Annotated in this window: 27 protein-coding genes; 13 read left to right on the top strand and 14 right to left on the bottom strand. The window is 67.2% G+C overall.

The features are described from left to right. Positions 1 to 7: 7 nt before the first annotated feature. Positions 8 to 661, top strand: coding sequence for a Pr6Pr family membrane protein (locus BLR51_RS01045; protein ID WP_089842393.1), 654 nt, complete (start codon positions 8 to 10; stop codon positions 659 to 661). Here BLR51_RS01045 and BLR51_RS01040 read toward each other — a convergent pair. The 12 genes from BLR51_RS01040 to folK form a co-directional block, all read right to left on the bottom strand. Continuing rightward, positions 606 to 938 (bottom strand): DUF1491 family protein, encoded by a 333-nt coding sequence (locus BLR51_RS01040; RefSeq protein ID WP_089842390.1) that lies wholly within the window; start codon positions 936 to 938, stop codon positions 606 to 608. The two genes, BLR51_RS01045 and BLR51_RS01040, sit on opposite strands and share 56 nt — an antisense overlap. Next, positions 931 to 1,842, bottom strand: coding sequence for a GTPase Era (era, locus tag BLR51_RS01035; protein WP_089842386.1), 912 nt, complete (start codon positions 1,840 to 1,842; stop codon positions 931 to 933). Before era ends, BLR51_RS01040 begins: the two co-directional genes overlap by 8 nt. Further along, on the bottom strand, positions 1,839 to 2,729 hold the full coding sequence (locus BLR51_RS01030; protein ID WP_089842962.1) for a DMT family transporter: 891 nt from the start codon (positions 2,727 to 2,729) through the stop codon (positions 1,839 to 1,841). The genes era and BLR51_RS01030 overlap by 4 nt, the downstream gene beginning before the upstream one ends. A 52-nt stretch (positions 2,730 to 2,781) precedes the next feature. Then, entirely contained in the window at positions 2,782 to 3,468 is a 687-nt protein-coding gene (gene rnc, locus BLR51_RS01025) for a ribonuclease III (protein WP_089842383.1), read from the bottom strand. Next, on the bottom strand, positions 3,465 to 4,301 hold the full coding sequence (lepB, locus tag BLR51_RS01020; RefSeq protein ID WP_089842380.1) for a signal peptidase I: 837 nt from the start codon (positions 4,299 to 4,301) through the stop codon (positions 3,465 to 3,467). The genes rnc and lepB overlap by 4 nt, the downstream gene beginning before the upstream one ends. Before the next feature lie 100 nt (positions 4,302 to 4,401). Further along, positions 4,402 to 4,809 carry a holo-ACP synthase gene (gene acpS, locus BLR51_RS01015; RefSeq protein WP_089842377.1) on the bottom strand — a complete coding sequence of 136 codons (408 nt, stop codon included), beginning with the start codon at positions 4,807 to 4,809 and terminating at the stop codon, positions 4,402 to 4,404. Beyond that, positions 4,806 to 5,246, bottom strand: coding sequence for a hypothetical protein (locus tag BLR51_RS01010; protein ID WP_089842374.1), 441 nt, complete (start codon positions 5,244 to 5,246; stop codon positions 4,806 to 4,808). Before BLR51_RS01010 ends, acpS begins: the two co-directional genes overlap by 4 nt. After that, a complete protein-coding gene (locus BLR51_RS01005; RefSeq protein WP_089842371.1) occupies positions 5,243 to 5,995 on the bottom strand; it encodes a pyridoxine 5'-phosphate synthase in 753 nt (250 codons plus the stop codon). The genes BLR51_RS01010 and BLR51_RS01005 overlap by 4 nt, the downstream gene beginning before the upstream one ends. Before the next feature lie 31 nt (positions 5,996 to 6,026). Further along, complete coding sequence (locus BLR51_RS01000; protein WP_089842367.1) at positions 6,027 to 6,680, bottom strand: DUF2062 domain-containing protein; 654 nt, start codon at positions 6,678 to 6,680, stop codon at positions 6,027 to 6,029. Between the two features lie 15 nt (positions 6,681 to 6,695). Next, the gene (locus BLR51_RS00995) at positions 6,696 to 8,834 is read right to left on the bottom strand and encodes a RelA/SpoT family protein (protein ID WP_089842362.1); all 2,139 of its coding nucleotides are present in this window, start codon (positions 8,832 to 8,834) and stop codon (positions 6,696 to 6,698) included. 42 nt (positions 8,835 to 8,876) lie between these two features. Next, positions 8,877 to 9,230: a DNA-directed RNA polymerase subunit omega gene (rpoZ, locus tag BLR51_RS00990; protein WP_089842359.1), complete on the bottom strand. Its 354-nt coding sequence runs from the start codon at positions 9,228 to 9,230 to the stop codon at positions 8,877 to 8,879. Positions 9,231 to 9,307: 77 nt separating this feature from the next. Then, the gene (folK, locus tag BLR51_RS00985; RefSeq protein WP_089842355.1) at positions 9,308 to 9,889 is read right to left on the bottom strand and encodes a 2-amino-4-hydroxy-6-hydroxymethyldihydropteridine diphosphokinase; all 582 of its coding nucleotides are present in this window, start codon (positions 9,887 to 9,889) and stop codon (positions 9,308 to 9,310) included. Between the two features lie 132 nt (positions 9,890 to 10,021). Between folK and BLR51_RS00980 the strand changes: the two genes are divergently transcribed. Genes BLR51_RS00980 through BLR51_RS00955 form a run of 6 tightly spaced genes read left to right on the top strand, consistent with a single transcriptional unit; the run spans position 10,022 to position 13,690 of the window. Beyond that, positions 10,022 to 10,597: a LabA-like NYN domain-containing protein gene (locus BLR51_RS00980; RefSeq protein WP_089842351.1), complete on the top strand. Its 576-nt coding sequence runs from the start codon at positions 10,022 to 10,024 to the stop codon at positions 10,595 to 10,597. Between the two features lie 42 nt (positions 10,598 to 10,639). After that, the gene (locus BLR51_RS00975) at positions 10,640 to 11,080 is read left to right on the top strand and encodes a YqaA family protein (protein WP_089842348.1); all 441 of its coding nucleotides are present in this window, start codon (positions 10,640 to 10,642) and stop codon (positions 11,078 to 11,080) included. Positions 11,081 to 11,140: 60 nt separating this feature from the next. After that, positions 11,141 to 12,091 (top strand): 4-hydroxy-3-methylbut-2-enyl diphosphate reductase, encoded by a 951-nt coding sequence (gene ispH, locus BLR51_RS00970; protein WP_089842344.1) that lies wholly within the window; start codon positions 11,141 to 11,143, stop codon positions 12,089 to 12,091. Positions 12,092 to 12,106: 15 nt separating this feature from the next. Continuing rightward, positions 12,107 to 12,562 carry a DUF3429 domain-containing protein gene (locus BLR51_RS00965; protein ID WP_230794701.1) on the top strand — a complete coding sequence of 152 codons (456 nt, stop codon included), beginning with the start codon at positions 12,107 to 12,109 and terminating at the stop codon, positions 12,560 to 12,562. Positions 12,563 to 12,609: 47 nt separating this feature from the next. After that, positions 12,610 to 13,062, top strand: coding sequence for a ribonuclease HI (gene rnhA, locus BLR51_RS00960; protein WP_089842338.1), 453 nt, complete (start codon positions 12,610 to 12,612; stop codon positions 13,060 to 13,062). Positions 13,063 to 13,066: 4 nt separating this feature from the next. After that, a complete protein-coding gene (locus BLR51_RS00955) occupies positions 13,067 to 13,690 on the top strand; it encodes a trimeric intracellular cation channel family protein (RefSeq protein ID WP_089842335.1) in 624 nt (207 codons plus the stop codon). 182 nt (positions 13,691 to 13,872) lie between these two features. Here BLR51_RS00955 and BLR51_RS00950 read toward each other — a convergent pair whose 3' ends face one another. Further along, entirely contained in the window at positions 13,873 to 15,051 is a 1,179-nt protein-coding gene (locus tag BLR51_RS00950) for a MalY/PatB family protein (protein ID WP_089842331.1), read from the bottom strand. A 105-nt stretch (positions 15,052 to 15,156) separates the two neighbouring features. Here BLR51_RS00950 and def (BLR51_RS00945) point away from each other — a divergent pair, with 105 nt between their 5' ends. The 5 genes from def (BLR51_RS00945) (at position 15,157) to BLR51_RS00925 (ending at position 18,857) form a co-directional block, all read left to right on the top strand. Then, positions 15,157 to 15,678, top strand: a complete 522-nt coding sequence (gene def / locus BLR51_RS00945) for a peptide deformylase (RefSeq protein WP_089842327.1) — start codon at positions 15,157 to 15,159, stop codon at positions 15,676 to 15,678. Continuing rightward, positions 15,675 to 16,172 carry a peptide deformylase gene (gene def / locus BLR51_RS00940; RefSeq protein ID WP_089842324.1) on the top strand — a complete coding sequence of 166 codons (498 nt, stop codon included), beginning with the start codon at positions 15,675 to 15,677 and terminating at the stop codon, positions 16,170 to 16,172. Before def (BLR51_RS00945) ends, def (BLR51_RS00940) begins: the two co-directional genes overlap by 4 nt. Further along, the gene (def, locus tag BLR51_RS00935) at positions 16,169 to 16,666 is read left to right on the top strand and encodes a peptide deformylase (RefSeq protein ID WP_089842321.1); all 498 of its coding nucleotides are present in this window, start codon (positions 16,169 to 16,171) and stop codon (positions 16,664 to 16,666) included. Before def (BLR51_RS00940) ends, def (BLR51_RS00935) begins: the two co-directional genes overlap by 4 nt. A 198-nt stretch (positions 16,667 to 16,864) precedes the next feature. Further along, entirely contained in the window at positions 16,865 to 17,773 is a 909-nt protein-coding gene (fmt, locus tag BLR51_RS00930; protein WP_089842318.1) for a methionyl-tRNA formyltransferase, read from the top strand. A gap of 103 nt (positions 17,774 to 17,876) precedes the next feature. Continuing rightward, a complete protein-coding gene (locus BLR51_RS00925; RefSeq protein ID WP_089842315.1) occupies positions 17,877 to 18,857 on the top strand; it encodes a glutathione S-transferase family protein in 981 nt (326 codons plus the stop codon). Here the strand turns inward: BLR51_RS00925 and BLR51_RS00920 are convergent. Then, on the bottom strand, positions 18,854 to 19,237 hold the full coding sequence (locus BLR51_RS00920) for a response regulator transcription factor (protein WP_089842312.1): 384 nt from the start codon (positions 19,235 to 19,237) through the stop codon (positions 18,854 to 18,856). The two genes, BLR51_RS00925 and BLR51_RS00920, sit on opposite strands and share 4 nt — an antisense overlap. A gap of 217 nt (positions 19,238 to 19,454) precedes the next feature. Here BLR51_RS00920 and BLR51_RS00915 point away from each other — a divergent pair, with 217 nt between their 5' ends. Next, positions 19,455 to 20,630: a lytic murein transglycosylase gene (locus BLR51_RS00915; protein ID WP_089842309.1), complete on the top strand. Its 1,176-nt coding sequence runs from the start codon at positions 19,455 to 19,457 to the stop codon at positions 20,628 to 20,630. The last annotated feature ends 2 nt before the right edge of the window (positions 20,631 to 20,632 follow it).

The following is a 20,632-nucleotide window of genomic DNA, read 5'->3' as shown; positions in this document are numbered from 1 at the left end:
TTGCGGGATGATGATGATGACCCCCGTGCTTTACCGGCTGACCGCCGCGCTGATCGCTGCCCTTGCGCTGGGGTCGCTGGCGCTGCAGCTGCATCTGGGGCTGGAGCGCTGGCCGGGCCGCACGCTTTGGGTCGAAAGCTGGCGGATGGGGCGCTATTTCACCGTCCTGACCAATCTGCTGCTGGGGCTGAGCTGTGCCGCCATCGCCTTGGGCTGGCGGGCGCGCGACAGCTGGCTGGCCGGTCTGGTGCTGTGGATCGGCATTGTCGGCATCGTCTATCACGCGCTGCTGGCCCGCGAGCTGGAGGGGCTGCGCCGGCTGGCCGATGCGGGGCAGCACACGGTGGTGCCGCTGCTGACGCTGCTGTGGTGGATGATGTTTGCGCCGAAACGGGGTCTGGCGCCCCGCCATGCGGTCTGGTGGCTGTCATGGCCCGCGATCTATGTCGCTTATGCGCTGATCCGGGGCGAGATCGACGGGCGGCATCCGTATTTCTTTGTGGATCCGCCGCTGATCGGCTGGCCTGCCGTCGGGCTGTGGGTGCTGGGTCTTGGCGCGGCTTTCTGGAGCGCGGGGCGGGCACTGGTGGCGCTGGGGCAGTGGCTCAGCCGTCCATCCCCTCCAGCAGATGCCGCCCCTGACGGTCCTCGATCTCGATGACCCACAGATCGGGGTCAAAGCTGCGCTGCCGGGTCACGGCGGCATCCACCTCGCGTTCCGGCCCTTCGGCCAGCACGGTCCAGCGACGGCTGTCCAGCACCAGATCCCATTCGCGCACGTAGGCGCGGGCCTGACCGTCCAGCGTGGCAAGCTTGACCAGCACCGCGCCCGCCGTGGCATCGCCGCGCGCGGTCACATAGGCTGGAATGTCGGCCAGAGACAGGTGGCGCAGATAGGCGCCGACCCAGACATGGGTGACAAGCCGGGGTTCAGGCATTTCCGTCGCGGAAATTCAGCCCCATCTCGTTGTAGCGCTCCGCCTCTTCCAGCCAGTTCTCGCGCACCTTCACCTGCAGGAAGAGATGCACCTTGCGGCCCAGAAACTCCTCCAGCTCGGCGCGGGAGGCCTGGCTGATCGCCTTGATCGTCTCGCCGCGATGGCCGAGCAGGATGCCCTTGTGGCCGTCACGGCTGACATAGATCACCTGATCGATGCGGGCCGAGCCGTCATCGCGTTCCTGCCAGTGTTCGGTTTCCACCGTCAGCTGGTAGGGCAGTTCCTGATGCAGGCGCAGCGTCAGCTTTTCCCGGGTCATTTCCGCCGCGATCATGCGCATGGGCAGGTCGGCGATCTGGTCTTCGGGGTAAAGCCACGGGCCTTCGGGCACTTCTTTCGCCAGCCACTGCCGCAGGTCATCCACGCCATAGCCGCGTTCGGCAGAGATCATGAAGGTCTTGGCGAAAGGATATTTGTCGTTCAGCGCCTGCGACAGCGCCAGCAGCGACTCTGCCTTGACGCGGTCGATCTTGTTGATGGCCAGCGCCACCTTGGCGCCGCGCGGCAGCTGGTCGGCCAGCGTGGCAAGGATGCGCTCCACGCCCTCGACCAGCCCGCGATGCGCCTCGACCAGCAGGACGATGACATCGGCATCCGAGGCGCTGCCCCATGCGGCGGCGACCATGGCGCGGTCCAGCCTGCGGCGTGGCTGGAACAGCCCCGGCGTGTCGACAAAGACGATCTGCGCGTCGCCTTCCATGGCCACGCCGCGGATGCGGGTGCGGGTGGTCTGCACCTTGTGGGTGACGATCGACACCTTGGCCCCCACCATGCGGTTGGTCAGGGTGGATTTGCCCGCGTTGGGCTCTCCGATCAGGGCGACGAATCCGGCGCGTGTGGTCATTTGGGGGCTTCCCGGTTCTGATGATCCACGGGCTTTACAGCATCCGGAGGCGGCGGACCAGTGCGTGTGTCCCGCAGAAGCGTATAGACCCCGCTGGCCACGATCAGCGCGCCGCCCGCCAGTGTCCAGAGGTCAGGCCGTTCGCCGAAGAACACGAAGGCAAAGACCAGCGCCACCAGCAGCCGCGAATAGCGGAAGGGCGCCACCACCGACACGTCGCCGCTGCGCATGGCGCGGGTCAGCGCGGTATAGGCGGCAACCCCCACCACGCCGGTCAGCAGCAGGCGGCCCCATTCGGCGGGCAGGGGCAGGCGCGGCGGGGCAGGGTCAAGCGGCAGCAGCAGCAGACCCGCCACGGTGACCACGGCAAAGCCCAAGATCCCCAGCTGGCGCGAGGAGACGGCGGGTGGTGCTGCGCGGGTGAACAGGTCGCGCATGGCAAAGCCCACCATCCCCGCCACCGCCAGCAGCGCGTCGACACGAAAGGCCTCCGGCGTGGGGCGCAGGATCAGCAGCACACCCGCAAAGCCCACGGTCATGGCGATCCAGCGCCGGGGCCCGACCCTTTCCCCCAGCAGCAGGGCGGCGCCTGCGGTGACCACCAAGGGTGCCGCCTGCAGGATCGACGAGGTGACGGAAAGCGGGGTCCATGCCAGCGCCAGCGCGAAGAACAGCCGCCCCATGATCTCGAACCCGGTGCGCAGCAGCAGGCGGGGGCGGATCATGTCGGGGTGAAACACCGGCTCGCCCGCGCGCCATGTCAGCACCGCATAGATCAGCAGGCCCGACAGGCCGAAGATCGCGGTCGCCTCGCCGGGGGGCAGGGCAGGGGCCACGGATTTGAACAGGCTGTCTTCGACCGCGAACAGCGTCATGGCCAGAACCATGAACCCCGCGCCGCGCGCATTGGCGCTGATGCTCCGGCGCGGTGCGCCGGGGTCACTCACCGGCGGAGACCTGTTCAAGCAGGGCCGCAGCGGCCTCCTGTTCGGCCTTGCGCTTGGATCCGGCGGTGGCGGTGGCGGTCTCGCCAGAGGCAAGCTGCACCTCGATGGTGAAAACGGGCGCATGGTCGGGACCGGTGCGCGCGGTTTCCACATAGGCGGGGGGCGGCATCCGCCGCGCCTGCGCCCATTCCTGCAGCGCGGTCTTGGGATCGCGCGCGTCGGTGTCCACGGCGGCCACGCGGTCGCCCCAAAGCCGCAGGATCACGGCGCGGGCCGCGTCAAACCCCGCATCCAGATAGACGGCGGCGATCACCGCCTCCATCGCGTCGCCCAGAAGCGCCTGCTTGCGCCGCCCGCCCGACATCATCTCGGACCGGCCCAGCTTCAGCGCCGCGCCAAGGTCGATCGCCTGCGCGACTTCGGCGCAGGCCTCCTTGCGCACCAGCGTGTTGAAGCGCGGCGCCAGCTGGCCTTCAGAGGCGGCGCGGTCGCCCGCCAGCAGCGCTTCGGCCATCACCAGCCCCAGCACGCGGTCGCCCAGAAATTCCAGCCGCTGGTTGTCCTCGCGCCCGGGACCGGACATCGAGGAATGCGTCACCGCCCGGCGCAGAAGCTCTGGCCGGGCGAAACGATGGCCGATCCGCGTCTCGAGCGCCGTGATCTCGGCCGACCGTTTCACTGGATCTTCTCGAAGAAGCGGTCGCCGCGCCATGTCCAGAAATACAGCATGGAATTGCCCGCCGACGAGAACACCACCCGGTTGGCCTTGCCGATCAGGTTCTCGAACGGGACAAAGCCCACGCCGCCCGCCGCACTGGGCACCCGGCTGTCGGAGGAATTGTCGCGGTTGTCGCCCATCATGAAGTAATGCCCGGCGGGCACGGTATAGACGGGAGTGTTGTCCGACCCCTGCATCGCGATGTTGAGCACGTCATGCGCCACGCCATTGGGCAGGGTTTCGGTCCAGCGCGATTTTTCGCAGACGCCGCCATCGCCGACGGGGCCGTTTTCGCAGCGCGGACGCAGCTGCTGCGGACCCTGCGGGGCGGCGGTTTCGGTGAAGGTGCCGTTGCGCTCCATCTCGACGGGGACGTCATTGATGTGCAGCACGCCGTTGCGCACCTGAATCTGGTCGCCGGGCAGGCCGATCACCCGCTTGATGAAATCGCGCCCGGTCACCGGATGGCGGAACACCGCCACGTCGCCCCGGTCGGGCTCCGACCCGAAGATGCGGGTGTTGTCGCCATCCATCCAGCCGCAGATGTCCTTGGCGTCGATGTCGACCCCGACGGCGGGCAGATAGACCGAGGGGCAGGAGGCGTAGGAATAGCCATAGGACATCTTGTTGACGAACAGGAAATCCCCGATCAGCAGCGTGTCCTTCATCGACCCGGAGGGGATCCAGAACGGCTGAAAAAACAGCGAGCGGAACACCCCGGCGATGATCAGCGCCCAGAACACCGTCTTGACGGTTTCCCAGATCCCGCCGCCCGATTTCTCTGCCTTTGCCATGGACCTCTGCCCCTTTGTGCCTTGTTTCGCAGGCTTCATGGGCGGCAGGCGGGGCGGAGTCAAGCCGGGCTGCCGCGCGCTCACCGCGCCGTGCCCCGCGTCAGGCGGGTGGCAGGGGCCGAGCCTCGATCACCACGAAGGCCTGCGCCCATGGGTGATCGTCGGTCAGGGTCACATGGATGATCGCCTCGTGCCCCGGCGGGGTCATGGCGGCAAGCCGTTCCTGCGCCCAGCCGGTGACCTGCATCACCGGCTGGCCGGTGGGCAGGTTCGACACCGCCATGTCGCGCCACGCGATGCCCATGCGCAGCCCGGTGCCAAGCGCCTTGGAACAGGCCTCCTTGGCGGCCCAGCGTTTGGCATAGGTGCCCGCCACGTCATGCCGCCGCTCGGCTTTGCGCTGTTCGGTGTCGGTGAAGACCCGGTTGCGGAACCGGTCGCCGAACCGGTCCAGCGTCGCGGCGATGCGGTCGATATTCGCAAGGTCGGTGCCGATGCCAAGGATCACTCCTCGCGCGCCTCCACCCGCGACTCCGCCTGATTGACGGTCAGGTGCAGGGTGAAGGGCACAAACCCCGTGCCTTCGTAGCGCTGGCCCGGCAGTGCGATCTGCAGCCCGGTCGCGGGGTCATAGCGCGCCTGCGCGCCCACCAGATCCAGCGAGGACCAGCCCAGCCCGTCATCGCTGGTGACGAAGCGGCAGAGCCCGTAGCCGATTTCCGGATCGGGCAGGGTCACGACCAGATGCGCGCCGCAGCAGGCGGGCTCTTCCAGCAGCAGCGAGACCAGCGCCACGTCGCCATTGGCAAATTCCCGGGTGGCGCTGGCGAAGGGCCGCGCAAGGTTGCGCACATTGGCTTCGGGCCGGTCGCAGTCGGTGACTTCGGCTGCGGCGGCGGGCAATGCGGCACAGAGCGCCAGCGCCATGGCTGTGGTGCGGATCATGTCCGCGCCTCGTCCATCATGCGGCGCATTTCCGCGATGGCCGGACCAAGCCCGCGAAAGATCGCCTCGCCGATCAGGAAATGCCCGATGTTCAGCTCCATCACCTCGGGAAAGGCGGCGACGGGCTGCACTGTCTCGTAGGTCAGGCCGTGGCCCGCATGGACCTCCAGCCCCAGATCATGGGCAAAGCGTGCCATGTCGCGCAGGCGGGCCAGTTCGTCGTCGCGTTCCTCCAGCCGTCCTTCGGCATGCAGGTCGCAATAGGCGCCGGTATGCAGTTCGATGACCTGCGCGCCGATGCGATGCGCGGCCTCCACCTGCGGGCGGTCGGCGGCGATGAAGATCGACACGCGGCTGCCCGCCTCGCGCAGCGGCGCGATGAAATGCGCCAGCCGGTTTTCGTCGCGCGCGACGTCAAGCCCGCCTTCGGTGGTGCGTTCCTCGCGCTTTTCGGGCACGATGCAGACCGCGTGCGGCTTGTGGCGCAGCGCGATGGCCTGCATTTCCGGGGTCGCCGCCATCTCGAAATTCAGCGGCACGGTCAGCACCTGCATCAGCCCGTCGATATCGGCGTCGGAGATGTGGCGCCGGTCCTCGCGCAGATGCGCGGTGATGCCGTCAGCCCCCGCCTCCTGCGCCACCTGCGCGGCGCGCAGCGGGCAGGGATAGGCGCCGCCGCGGGCATTGCGCACGGTGGCGACGTGATCGATGTTGACGCCCAGACGAAGGCGGCCCGCAAAGGTGGTCATGGCAAAGCTCCGGGTTGCGATGGCCCGGAGCCTAGTCCGCGCCGCCGTCGCCGTCAGCCTGTTTCTTGCGATTTTTCAACGCGGCAAGCTTGTTTTTCAGCGCGCCCTTGCGGCGGTTCTGATAGGCGCGGATCACCGGCACCGACAGGTAATAGCAGACCAGCCCCGCCACGATGCCGGGCAGGATGCCGCCGATCAGATAGGGGTAGAACACCTCGTGATAGAAGGTCAGCAGCCGGTCCCAATGCACCGGCTCGCCCGCGATCATCGCACAGAGATTGTCCCACAGGCCCTGTCCCGCATCACCGAATTTCTGCAGCAGCGAACCGTGGTGCGGCGACCGCCGGTCGATGCCCAGCAGGAAATTCCCCGTCTCCAGCGCCACGATGCCGATGGGCACATAGGTCAGCGGATTGCCGAAAAACGTGCCCAGCAGGGCGGCAAGGATGTTGCCGCGCACAAGAAAGGCCAGCGTGGCCGCGACGATGAAGTGCAGCCCGTAAAACGGCGTGAAGGTGGTGAAGACCCCGGCAAAGATGCCGCGGGCGATTTTTTCAGGAGAATCGGGAAGGCGATGCAGACGATGCTGGATGTAACGCGCCGCGCGCCCCCAGCCACCTCGCGGCCAGAAGAACTGGAGCACGATCTTCCAGACCGGCCGTCTGTCGCGGCGCTTGAAGACCAAGGCGCCTTGCCCCCTCTATTCCGCAGCGGTCGCAACCGCCGTTAGGGATGGATCCCGCCTGCGGCTCACCGACGCCACATCGCTTTCGGCATCGAGCGCGGACATCACCGAATGCAGGTGCTCCGCGTCCCTCAGCTCGATATCCATCCGCAGTCTGAAGAAATCCGGTTTCCGGTCGATGAAGTGCAGGTCCGAGATATTGGCCAACCGCTCGCCGATCAAGGTGCAAATGCGCCCCAGCACCCCGGCGTCGTTGCCGATGGTCAATTCAAGCGTCACGTCATAGGCGGCGGGGTGGGTGCCTTCGGCCCAGTGCAGATCCAGCCAGCGGTCGGGCTGGTCTTCGAAACCCGCCAGCGCCTCGCAGTCGATGGCATGCACGAACACGCCCTTGCCGCGCTGGGTGATGCCCACGATGCGCTCTCCGGGCAGGGGCTGGCAGCAGCGCGCGCGGGTAAAGCCGGTGCCCGGCTCCATGCCGATGACGGCGCGATGCGCCTCAACCTGCGATTCGTCCGAGGGCGTCAGGTCGGGATAGACCGCATGCACCACCTGCCGCGAGGTGATCTCGGCGCTGCCGAGCCGGGCCAGAACCTCGCCCGCGTTTTCCAGCCGCAGCGTCTTGGCAGCCTTTTCCAGCACCTTGTCGGTGGCTTTCTTGCCGACATGTTCAAAGGCCGACCGCGCCAGTTCCGCGCCCAGCTTGATGAAGCGCTCGCGCCCGGCCTCGCGCAGCGCGCGGCGGATGGCGGTGCGCGCCTTGCCGGTGGTGGCGATGTCCAGCCATGTGCCCTGCGGGGTCTGGCCTTCGGCGGTGATGATCTCCACCGACTGGCCGTTCTTCAGCCGGGTCCAGAGCGGCACGCGGATGCCGTCCACCTTGGCGCCGACGCAGGCCGACCCGATGCGGGTGTGGATGGCATAGGCGTAATCCAGCGGCGTCGCCCCGCGCGGCAGCTTCACCACATCGCCCTTGGGGGTAAAGCAGAACACCTTGTCCGAATACATCTCGAGCTTCACCGCCTCGAGGAATTCGTCGTGATCCTCCTCGGCGTCGAACTGTTCGGTCAGCGAGGCGATCCAGCGCGCCGGATCCACGGCAAAGGGGTTTTCGGTGCGCACGCCGTCGCGATAGGACCAGTGCGCCGCCACGCCGGTTTCGGCCACGTCATGCATCTGGCGGGTGCGGATCTGCACCTCTACCCGCTTGCCGTCGCGGCCCGACACGGTGGTGTGGATCGACCGGTAGCCGTTGGATTTGGGCTGGCTGATGTAATCCTTGAACCGCCCCGGCACCGACCGCCAGCGCTGGTGGATCACGCCAAGCGCGCGGTAACAGTCCATTTCGGACCGGGTGATGACGCGAAAGCCGTAGATGTCGGAAAGCCGGGAAAAGCCCATGCCCTTTTCCTGCATCTTGCGCCAGATCGAATAGGGCTTCTTGGCGCGACCGAATACCTCGGCCTCGATATTCGCGGCCTCAAGCTCCGTGCGCATGTCGCCGGTGATGCGGTGGATCACGTCCCCCGCTTCTTTCTGCAGGTTGATGAAGCGCCGGATGATCGAGGCGCGCCCCTCGGGGTTGAGGACGCGGAAAGCCAGATCCTCCAGCTCCTCGCGCATCCACTGCATGCCCATCCGGCCCGCCAGCGGGGCGTAGATGTCCATGGTCTCGCGCGCCTTCTGCACCTGCTTTTCCGGGCGCATCGCCTTGATGGTGCGCATGTTGTGCAGCCGGTCCGCCAGCTTCACGAGGATCACCCGCAGATCCTTGGACATGGCCATGAACAGCTTGCGGAAATTCTCGGCCTGCTTGGTCTCGGAACTGGACAGCTGCAGGTTGGTCAGCTTGGTGACGCCATCGACCAGATCCGCCACATCCGTGCCAAACCGCTGCTGGATGTCGGAATAGGAGGCGCGGGTGTCTTCGATCGTGTCGTGCAGCAGCGCCGTGATGATGGTGGCATCATCCAGCTGCTGTTCGGTCAGGATCGCGGCCACCGCCACGGGATGGGTGAAATAGGGCTCGCCCGAATGCCGGAACTGCCCGTCATGCATCCGGCGGCCAAATTCATAGGCCTCGTGGATGAGCTTTTCGTTGGTTCTGGGATTGTAGTTGCGGACCAGTGCAACAAGGTCTTCCGCCGCGATCATGGGCGCCTATCCTTACCCGGCCCGCATCTGCTGGGCCGCGCCTCAGTTTTCGCCCTGAGCTTCCATCAGAGCGCGCAGCAGCTTTTCTTCGGACATGTCGTCTTCGGCGGGCTTGTCCGTTTCGGAGCCCATCAGCAGCGCCATGCTGTCTTCTTCGGGCTCGTCGACTTCGATCTGGGTCTGGTTCGACTCGATCAGCCGTTCGCGCAGCTCGTCAGCGGACTGGGTTTCCTCGGCGATTTCGCGCAGCGCGACAACGGGGTTCTTGTCGTTGTCCCGGTCCACGGTCAGATGTCCGCCCGCCGTAAGTTCACGGGCGCGATGGGCCGCCAGCATCACCAGTTCGAAGCGGTTGGGAACCTTGTCGACGCAGTCTTCTACCGTCACACGGGCCATGGGAGATCACCTTCGGGGTTGTCCGTCAGAAAGGGCACGTTTAGCGCGGCAGGGTCAGGAAGACAAGGCGAAAGCGATCACGGTGCCGCGTCCTGCAGGGGCACCACCGCGGCGCGATCGGCGGCGGGCAGGGCGCCGCACATCTCTGCCACGGACCGCCCCAGCAGCGGGTGCCGCCAGCCTGCGGCCACATCGCAGAGCGGCACAAGAACGAAAGCCCGGTCTTGCAGTCTTGGATGGGGCAGGATCAGCTCCGCCGGAGCGCGCTGCGCCTGTTCCGCCACATCCAGCGCGCGCCACGCCGCCTGTGTCGTTGCGTCAGGCAGCACGATTTCGCCGATGCCAATCAGGTCCAGATCCAGCGTCCGGCTGCCCCAGCGCGTGATCCTCTGTCGGCCAAATTCCGCTTCGGTCGCATGAAGCAGATCCAGCACCCCCGCAGGCGTTTCGGCACTATGTAGCACGGCGCAGGCATTGGCATAGTCCGGCCCCGCACCTGCCGGAAAACACGGCGTTTTGTAAATCCGGCTGCAGCGCCGCAGCGCCAGCCCGCGCCGGTGCAGCGCCGCCAGCGCCGCCTTCAGCGTGGCGGCGGAATGCCCGATCTCGGACCCGAGATTTGATCCCAAAGCGATGAGGATTTCTTGTTCTTTTGGCATAAATAAGGTATCCATGAGGCAATATTGGTCAGCTTGAAACCTTGACCAAAAACTTTACTGTTTGCTGACAGGGTGCCGGATATTTCACTCACTCACGGACCGCAGGCGCCCATTTGCTCGAAAGGACATTTGATGTTTTACAAGGACGAACGGCTCGCGCTGTTCATCGATGGATCGAATCTGTATGCCGCTGCAAAAGCGCTCGGGTTCGACATCGACTACAAACTGCTCCGTCAGGAATTCGTGCGCCGCGGCAAGATGGTTCGCGCCTTCTACTATACCGCATTGCTGGAAAATGACGAGTATTCCCCGATCCGTCCGCTGGTGGACTGGCTGCACTACAACGGCTTCACCATGGTGACGAAGCCCGCGAAGGAATATACCGACAGCCAGGGCCGCCGTAAGGTCAAGGGCAACATGGACATCGAACTGACCGTCGATGCCATGGAGCTTGCGCCGCGCGTGGATCACATCGTGCTTTTCTCCGGGGATGGCGATTTCCGCCCACTCGTCGAATCGCTTCAGCGTCAGGGCGTGCGCGTGTCGGTGGTATCCACCATCCGCAGCCAGCCGCCGATGATCGCCGACGAACTGCGCCGTCAGGCCGACAATTTCATCGAGCTTGACGAACTGCGCGAAGTCATCGGTCGTCCGCCGCGCGAACAGCAGGCGGAGCGCAACTTCGAGGTTGCAAGCTCGGGCAACTGAGCGACGGGAAGGGGAACCTTATGGGGATGAGGCTCCTTCCGCATGCTTGCTGAGACCGCCGCGCTAGGCGGTCTCTTTCTCGCGGCCTTCGGGGCCGCCACGATCCTGCCGTTCCAGTCGGAACTGGTGTTTGTGGGGCTGCAATTGCGCGGCACGCAGGCGCTGTGGCTGCTGGTGCTGGTGGCCAGCATCGGCAACACGCTGGGATCGGTCGTGAATTACGTTCTGGGGCTTGGGCTGGAACGCTACCGCCACCGCCGCTGGTTCCCGGTGACCGAGGCGCAGCTGGAAAAGGCCCAAGACTGGTATGCCCGCTGGGGCGTCTGGTCGCTGCTGCTGAGCTGGGCGCCGCTGGGGGACGGGTTCACCGTGGTCGCGGGGATCATGCGCACGCCGATCTGGCTGTTCGTGGCCTTGGTGGCGCTGGCCAAGACCGGGCGCTACATCATTCTGGCCTGGCTGACCGCGCTCACGCTGGGCTGACCGCCGGGCACTGGACCCCGCGCGTCCTTTTGCCTACCTGTTGCCGGACAGGAGACCGCCATGACCAAACCCGCCCTGACCCTTTACCTCGCCGCGCCGCGCGGCTTCTGCGCCGGTGTCGACCGTGCCATCAAGATCGTCGAACTGGCGCTGCAGAAATGGGGCGCCCCGGTCTATGTGCGGCACGAGATCGTGCATAACCGATTCGTGGTGGACGGGCTGCGCGCCAAGGGCGCCGTCTTTGTCGAAGAGCTGGAGGATTGCCCGCCCGACCGCCCGGTGATCTTTTCCGCCCATGGCGTGCCCAAGGCCGTGCCCGCCGAAGCCGCGCGGCGCGAGATGGTCTATGTGGACGCGACCTGCCCGCTGGTCAGCAAGGTGCATATCGAGGCGCAGCGCCACCACGAGGCCGGGCTGCAGATGATCATGATCGGCCATGCGGGCCATCCCGAAACCATCGGCACCATGGGCCAGCTTCCCGAAGGCGAGGTGCTGCTGGTGGAAACCGTGGCGGATGTCGCGCAGGTGCAGGTGCGCGATCCCGCGCGGCTGGCCTTTGTCACCCAGACCACACTGTCGGTGGATGACACCTCGGAAATCGTGGCGGCCCTGCAGGCGCGCTTTCCCGCGATCATCGGCCCGCACAAGGAAGACATCTGCTACGCCACCACCAACCGTCAGGAGGCGGTGAAGGCCATCGCGCCCGACTGCGACGCGCTGCTGGTGGTGGGGGCGCCCAACTCCTCCAATTCCAAGCGGCTGGTCGAGGTGGCGCGGCGCGCGGGCTGCGCCTATGCGCAGCTGGTGCAGCGTGCCACGGACATCGACTGGCGCGCGCTGGAGGGCATCCGCAGCATCGGCGTCACGGCGGGCGCCTCTGCCCCCGAGGTGCTGATCGACGAGGTGGTGCAGGCCTTCCGCGACCGCTACGATCTGACCGTGGATATGGTGGAAACCGCGCGCGAGGATGTGGAATTCAAGGTGCCGCGCGTGCTGCGCGTGCCCGCCTGATCCATGAGCCCCGCCATGCCCGTCCCCCGCGCCGCCCTGCTGCTTGCCCTTGCGGGTCTGCTGCCCTTCGTCTGGGGGGTGGCCACCGCGCTGTCGGACCCGCTTTACGAGGCCGCGCTGACCACGCTTGGCGGGCGCTTCGTGGCGCCCTATGTGCAGCTCAGCTATGGCACGGTGATCCTTGCCTTCATGTCGGGCGTGCTCTGGGGCTTTGCCGCCCGCGCGCCGGTCTCGGGCGGGCAGGCGGCGGTGGGCTACGGCCTGTCGGTGATCCCGGCGCTCTGGGCCTTTTTCATGGTGGGGGGCGGCCCGGTTTCCGCCGCGCTGAACCTGATCTTCGGCTTTCTGGGGGTGCTGCTGCTGGACTGGCAGTTCGCACGCTGGGGGCTGGCGCCGGGCTGGTGGCTGCGCCTGCGCGTGCCGATGACGCTGGCCGTGGTGGCCTGTCTGGGGCTGGGCGTGGTGACGTGATCCCGCGCCCCTTGACGCCCCCCGCGCGGCACGGCTAGGGCAGGCGGATGACCAGAATTTTTGCCTATACCGACGGAGCCTGCTCCGGCAATCCCGGCCCGGGCGGCTGGGGCGTCCTGCTGCGCGCCGTCGAGGGCGATGCCGTGGTCAAGGAACGCGAACTCTCCGGGGGCGAAGCCGCCACCACCAACAACCGGATGGAGCTGATGGCCGCGATCAGCGCGCTGGAATGCCTCGCCCGCCCGTCAGAGATCACGGTCGTCACCGACAGCGCCTATGTCAAGAACGGCGTCACCGGCTGGATCCATGGCTGGAAGAAGAACGGCTGGAAAACCGCCGACCGCAAGCCGGTGAAGAATGCCGAACTGTGGCAGCGGCTGGACGAGGCGCAGAAGCGCCATCAGGTGGTCTGGACATGGGTCAAGGGCCATGCGGGCCATCCCGAAAACGAACGCGCGGATGAACTGGCCCGCGCGGGCATGGCCCCGTTCAAGACCTGAGCCGATGGCCGCCGCCGCGCTGCTCGATTTCGCCTCGGTCCTGATCTTCGCGCTGACCGGGGCGCTGGTCGCCAGCCGCGCGCAGCTTGACGTGGTGGGCTTCGCCTTTCTTGCCAACCTCACCGCCATGGGCGGCGGCACCTTCCGCGACCTGCTGCTGGACCGCCATCCGGTGTTCTGGATCGCCGAACCGCTGTATCTGGGCGTGGCCACCGGGGCGGCGCTGCTGGTCTTCTTCACCGCACATCTGCTGGAAAGCCGCTACCGCACGCTGATCTGGCTGGATGCGGTGGCGCTGTCGGTGGCGGTGGCCGCAGGCGCGGGCATCGCACAGGCCGAAGGCGCCCCCGCCCCGGTGGTGCTGGTCATGGGGGTGATGACCGGCTGCCTTGGCGGTCTGCTGCGCGACGTGGTGGCCAACGAGGTGCCCCTGCTGCTCAAACAGGGCGAACCCTATGCCACCTGCGCGCTGGGGGGCGCGCTGGCGCTCTGGACCGCCACGGCGCTGGGGCTGGCGCCGGGCTTTGCCGCGCTGCTCTGCGCCGGGGTCACCTTTGCGCTGCGGGCCAGCAGCCTCGCCTTCGGCTGGCATATCCCGGTCTACCGCCCGCGCCCGCCCCGCCAGTAAGCGCGCGCGCCGCGGCGCCGCCTCCCGCCCCCTTCTTCTTGGCCAAAATATCCCGGGGAGCGCGAGGGGCAGCGCCCCTCGCCCTGCTTCGTACCGCGCCTCCGGCGCGAGGGGCAGAGCCCCTCGTCTTTACCCAGTGCCGCGCCTCCAGCGCGAGGGGCAGAGCCCCTCGCCCCGCCGCCTCACTGCAGATCGGCAAAGGCCTCCTGCAGGCGCCGTCCGGCCTCCTCGACGCGGGCGCGGGGGGTGGCGAAGTTGAACCGCAGAAAGTCCTCTCCCCCCGATCCGAAGGTGGTGCCGTGATTGGCGGCGATGCGCGCGCCCTGTTCGACGCGGGCGACAAAATCCGCAGGTGCCATGCCGGCGCCGGAAAAATCGACCCATGCCAGATAGGTGGCCTCCATCGGCATCGAGCGCAGGCCGGGGATTTCGTTCACCATGCCGTCAAACAGCCGCCGGTTGCCGTCGAGATAGCCGCAAAGCTCGTCGACCCAAGCGGCGCCTTCGGGGCTGTAGGCGGCGGTGGCCATGTGCAGGCCAAAGGAATTGGGCGAAATGCCAAGCCCGCCGATCACTGCGGCAAACCGCGCCCGCAGCGCCGGATCGGGGATGATGACATTGCCGGTATGGGATCCGGCGATGTTGAAGGTCTTGGTGGTGGCGGTCATCATCACCAGCCGCGCCGCACTTTCGGGCACGGCCACCGGCATGGGCAGGTGGCGATGGCCGGGCATGACCAGATCGGCGTGGATCTCGTCCGACACCAGCACCAGATCGTGCCGTTCGGCAAACTCCGCCACCGCCTGCAGCTCTTCGCGGGTCCAGACGCGGCCTCCGGGATTGTGAGGCGAACACAGCATCAGCAGCTTTTCCCGCCCGGTCATCCGCGCGTCATAGCTGGCAAAATCCATCTGATACCGGCCATCCTGCTGCACCAGCGGCAGCTCGCGCACCTCGCGGCCCGCAGCGGTGATGACGCGGGCGAAGGCGTGATAGACCGGGGTGAACAGCACCACCGCGTCGCCCGGATCGGTATAGGCCTGCACGCAGAGCCCGGTGCCGTTCACCAGCCCATGCGTGGTGAAGACATGCGCCGGGTCCAGATCCCAGCCGTGGCGCGTGTCCATCCACCAGCGGATCGCCTCCAGATAGGCGGCGTCATCGCCGAAATAGCCATAGATGCCGTGATCCAGCATCTGCTGCAGCGCCGCCTGCACCACCTCGGGCGGGCGGAAATCCATGTCGGCCACCCACATGGCCAGCCCGTCCTGCGGCGCCACGCCATACAGCGCCTCCATCTTGTCCCATTTGGCGCAATGGGTTCCCGTGCGGTCGATCACCTCGTCAAAGCGGCTGGTCATGGTCTGCGGTCCTTTTTTCCTCTGCCGCAGACGCTACCCGGCGGGGCGCGGGACGCAAGCCCCGGAAGCTTGCGCAGGGCGCAGGATTTGCCTAAGTGACAGGCCATGAAACGCGCCATCCTGATCCATCCCGACCCCCGCCTGAAAAAGGTCAGCGACCCTGTCCCCGACCTGTCGGACGATCTGCGCCGTCTGGCGGATGACATGCTGGACACCATGTATGACGCGCCGGGCATCGGGCTGGCCGCGCCGCAGATCGGCGTGCTGCAGCGGCTCATCGTGCTGGACTGCATGAAGCCCGATATCGGCGAGACGCCGCGCCCGCTGGTGATGTTCAATCCGCGGGTTCTGGCCGGATCGGACGAGAAAAACGTCTATGAAGAAGGCTGCCTGTCGATCCCCGATCAATATGCCGAGGTGACGCGCCCCAAGGTGGTGGATGTGGAATGGATCGACCGCGACGGCAATCCCCGCACCGAAACCTTTGACGGGCTCTGGGCGACCTGCGTGCAGCACGAGATCGACCATCTGGAGGGCAAGCTGTTCATCGATTACCTCACCCCGCTGAAACGCCAGCTGATCACCCGCAAGATGGTGAAGCTGAAACGCGACCGGGCCCGGGTATGAGCCTGCGCCCGATCCTGCGCTGGCCCGACCCGCGGCTGAGCCAACCCTGCGCCGAGGCAGTGCCGGGCCCCGAACTGGACGCGCTGATCCGCGACATGTTCGAAACCATGTATGATGCGCCCGGGCGCGGGCTTGCGGGGCCGCAGGTGGGGGCGATGCTCCGCGTCTTCGTGATGGATGCGGGCTGGAAAGATGGCGAGATGACGCCGCGCGCCTGCATCAATCCGCGCATCCTGTGGATGTCGGAGGAAACGGCAGTGGGCCCAGAGGGCTGTCTGTCCATTCCGGGCGTGACCGCGCAGGTCCGCCGCGCCGCCCGTCTCCGGCTGGGCTATACCGACCTTGACGGGGCGGCGCAGGAGGTGGACCTGCACGGGGCCGAGGCCATCGTGGCGCAGCATGAATATGACCATCTGGACGGGCTGGTGCATTTCGACCGGCTGGAGCCCGAGGTTCGCGCCGCGCTGATGGCGGATTACGGCGCGCTGCCATGACCGCGCGGCCCTGCCTGCCCTGGCCCGACGCGCGGCTGCGCACCCCCGCGCAGCCGGTGGCGGCGATTACCGACGAGATCCGCGCGATCTGGGCCGACATGATCGACACGATGGAGGCGATGCCCGGCGTCGGCCTTGCCGCGCCGCAGATCGGCGTGATGCTGCGGCTGGCGGTGGTCGATGCCTCGGACACGCGCGGACAGGCGCTGCGCATGGCCAATCCGGAGGTGCTGCATGCCAGCGTCAAGCTGCGCAGCCACGAGGAGGCCAGCCCGAACCTGCCCGGCGTTTCGGCCAAGATCGAGCGTCCGCGTGCGGTGACGGTGCGCTTCCTCAATGCCGAGGGCGAGACCGAGGAGCGCGATCTGGTCGGGCTCTGGGCCACCTCGGTGCAGCATCAGATCGACCATCTGGAAGGGCGGATGTATTTTGACCGCCTGAGCAAGCTCAAGCGCGACATGCTGCTGCGCCGGGCCCGCAAGGGCGCGCGCTAGGCGCGGCAGGCGACGGATCGGACTGCGCGGGAAGACAGAAGCGAGGGGCTCTGCCCCTCGCGCCGGAGGTGCGGAACTGGGAAAGGCGAGGGGCTCTGCCCCTCGCGCCGGAGGCGCGGCACGAAGCAGGGCGAGGGGCTCTGCCCCTCGCGCTCCCCGGGATATTTGGACCAAGAAGAACAGGGGAAGGGCAGCGGCATGCGCGTGATCTTCATGGGAACGCCCGAGTTTTCGGTGCCGGTGCTGGACGCGCTGGTGGCAGGCGGGCACGAGATTGCCGCCGTCTACTGCCAGCCGCCGCGCCCCGCAGGCCGGGGCAAGAAGGACCGCCCCTCGCCGGTGCAGGCGCGGGCCGAAGCGCTAGGTCTGCCGGTGCGGCATCCCGTCTCGCTGAAGGGGGCAGAGGCGCAGGCGGAATTTGCGGCATTTGGCGCCGAGGTGGCGGTGGTGGTGGCCTATGGGCTGATCCTGCCGCAGGTCGTGCTGGACGCGCCCGCGCGCGGCTGTCTGAACATCCATGCCTCGCTGCTGCCGCGCTGGCGCGGGGCGGCGCCGATCCATCGCGCCATCCTGTCGGGCGATGCCGAGACCGGCATCTGCATCATGCAGATGGAGGCGGGGCTGGATACCGGCCCGGTGCTGCTGCGGCAGGCGGTGGCGATTGGCGCCGAGGAGACCACGGGCGAGCTGCATGACCGGCTGTCGGCGCTGGGGGCGGATCTGATCGGCGTGGCGCTGGCGCGGCTGGACGATCTGGTGCCCGAGCCGCAGCCGGAGGCGGGGGTCACCTATGCGCAGAAGATCGACAAGGCCGAGGCGGCGCTGGACTGGACCCGTCCTGCGGCAGAGGTTGACCGGCTGATCCGGGGGCTGTCGCCCTTTCCCGGCGCATGGACCACGCATCAGGGCGAGCGGATCAAGCTGCTGGGGGCGCGGCTGGCCGCAGGCGCCGGCGCGCCGGGGGCGGTGCTGGACACGGGCTTTACCGTCGCCTGCGGCAGCGGCGCCGTGCAGGTGACGCGGGCGCAGCGCGCGGGCCGGGGCGCGCAGGAGGCGGAAAGTTTCCTGCGGGGGCTGCCGCTGGGGCCGGGGGACATGCTGGGCTGACCGGCATCTGTGCGCTGCTGCGGGGGCTGCTGCGCGCGGGGCGCGGTTGCGGGTGGGCCCGAGGGCGCTAGCTTGCCCATCGACACCGGAAAAGGAGCACGTCATGGGCCAGCTGATCGACGGCCGCTGGAGCGACCAGTGGTATGACACCGAAAAGACGGGCGGGAAATTTGTCCGGTCCGACACCGCCTTCCGCAACTGGGTGACGCCGGATGGCGCGCCGGGGCCCTCGGGCGAGGGCGGCTTTGCCGCCGAGGCGGGGCGCTATCATCTTTATGTCAGCTATGCCTGCCCTTGGGCGCATCGCGCGCTGATCTTTCGCGCCCTCAAGGGGCTGGAGGATCTGATCGAGGTCAGCGTGGTGCATCCCGACATGCTGTCCGACGGCTGGACCTTCGATCTGGATTTCCCCGGCACCACCGGCGACCGCCTGCACGGGCTGAGCTTCCTGCGCGAGGTCTATCTGCGCGCCGATCCGCAGATCTCGGGGCGGGTGACGGTGCCTGTGCTCTGGGACAAGAGCCGCGGCACCATCGTGTCGAACGAAAGCGCCGAAATCATCCGCATGTTCAACAGCGCCTTTGACGGGCTGACCGGCAATACCGATGATTACTGGCCCGAAGCGCTGCGCGCGGAGATCGAGCCGGTCAATGACCGCATTTATGACACCGTGAACAACGGCGTCTACAAGGCGGGCTTTGCCACAACGCAGGAGGCTTATGACGCCGCCGTGGTGCCGCTGTTCGAGACGCTGGACTGGCTGGAGGCACGGCTTGCCGGCCAGCGCTATCTGATGGGCGAAAGGCTGACCGAAGCGGACTGGCGGCTTTTTACCACGCTGATCCGGTTCGATATGGTCTATCACGGGCATTTCAAATGCAACCGGGCGCGGATCGTGGATTATCCCAGCCTGTGGGGCTATCTGCGCGAGCTGTATCAATGGCCCGGCGTGGCCGGGACGGTGCGGTTCGACCACATCACCCGGCATTACCATTACAGCCATGACACCATCAATCCGCACCGGATCGTGCCCATCGGACCGGATCTGGATCTGGAGGCGCCGCACGGGCGCGGCGGGCTCTAGACGGAGCGGCCCGCCGCCACGCGCTGCCCGGCGTAATGTTCGACCATGGCGGCCAGATCGGCGGGTTCGGTCTGGCTTTGCAGATAGGCGCAGGCATTGGCGCAGTGCCGGAAGATCGACCCGTCCGAAAAGAACGAGGTGTTGGTGACAAAGATCACCCGGCAGTCGGGGCGGCGGTAGCTGGCAAAATCGGCCACGGCCAGCGCGCTGCCGTGGTCCAGCACCAGATCCAGCACCATGATGGAAAAATCGCGCCGCTGCAGCAGCGTGGTGGCGCTGTCCTGATCATGGGCAATCGCCACGACCGCTCCCAGCCGTTCAAGATGCCGACGCCAGAGCGCCGACAGCTCCTTGCTGCTCTCGACGATGAGCACCTTCATTCCGACCTCCGCCGTCCCACAACCCCGTTTTCGCCCCAGCCTCACGTCTGTTTCTTTTCGTCGCCAACCCTAAACAAATGATTAATACTCTCGTAAACTTCGTGAACGAAATGCAAACAGCGCCTTCCTGCCGGTGCATTGGGCGGCACCCCGCCTGCCCGTTGCGCGCAGAAAGAGCGGTGTTAGGTTGCGGCACAACCAAGCAGATAGGTGGTCCATGCGCGCCCTGATCCTGAGCCTTGCCCTTGCGCTGCCTGCTCCCGCTCTGGCGCAGACGGTGCCCTGCGGCGGCGATTTTGCCGCCTTTCTGGACGGGGTGCGGGCCGAGGCGGTGGCGGCGGGCATTGATCCGCAGGCGGCGCAAAGCTTTGTGGCGGGGCTGCGGCCCGATCCGGCGGTGCTGCGCGCGGATCGCGGGCAGGGCATCTTTCAGGCGCCGTTCATCGAGTTTTCGCGCCGGCTGATCAGTCAGGACCGGCTGGACCGGGGCCGCCGCAAGGCGGAGGAGTGGGATGCCGTCTTTGACCGGATCCAGACCGAGCTGGGCATCGCCCCGGGGGTGCTGCTGGCCTTCTGGGCGTTCGAGACCGATTACGGCGCGGTGCAGGGCGAGTTCAACACCGCCAACGCGCTGGCGACGCTGGCGCATGACTGCCGCAGGCCCGGCCTGTTCCGGCCGCAGCTTCTGGCCGCGATGCAGCTTCATGCGCGCGGCGAATTCGACCCCGCCACCACCCGCGGCGCCTGGGCCGGAGAGATCGGCATGGTGCAGATGCTGCCGCGCGACATTCTGGAACATGGCACCGATGGCGATGGCGACGGGCAGGTGCAGCTGAAAACCTCGGTGCCGGATGCGCTGATGTCGGGGGCGGCGATGCTGTCCTCGCTCGGCTGGCGCCCGCGCGAGCCGTGGCTGCAGGAGGTGGTGCTGCCTGCCGATCTGGATCTGCGGCTGACCGGGCTGGAGGTGACGCGCAGCGTGGCCGAATGGGAACGGCTGGGCGTATCCGCGCGGCAGGGCGCGCTGGATGACGGGCGGCTGGAGGCCTCGGTGATCCTGCCGCAGGGGCGGGGCGGACCCGCCTTTCTGGCCTATCCCAACTTCCGGGTGTTTTTCGACTGGAACCAGAGCTTTACCTATGTGCTGACCGCCGCCTATTTCGCCACGCGGCTGGAAGGAGCGCCGGTCTATGACGCGGGCAGCCCGCAGCCGGGGCTGGACGGCGCGCAGATGAAGGCGCTGCAGCAGCGCCTGCAGGCGCGCGGCCATGACGTGGGCGAGGTGGACGGGATCCTTGGCGCGGGCACCCGCGCCGCCGTGCGGGCGGTGCAGGCGGATCTGGGCCTGCCGGTGGATGGCTGGCCCACCCCGGCGCTGCTGTCGGCGCTGTAGGA

The sequence above is a fragment of the Salipiger marinus genome (assembly GCF_900100085.1).
GTDB classification, from domain to species: Bacteria; Pseudomonadota; Alphaproteobacteria; order Rhodobacterales; family Rhodobacteraceae; genus Salipiger; species Salipiger marinus.
This window is presented reverse-complemented; position numbering and strand designations above follow the sequence as displayed.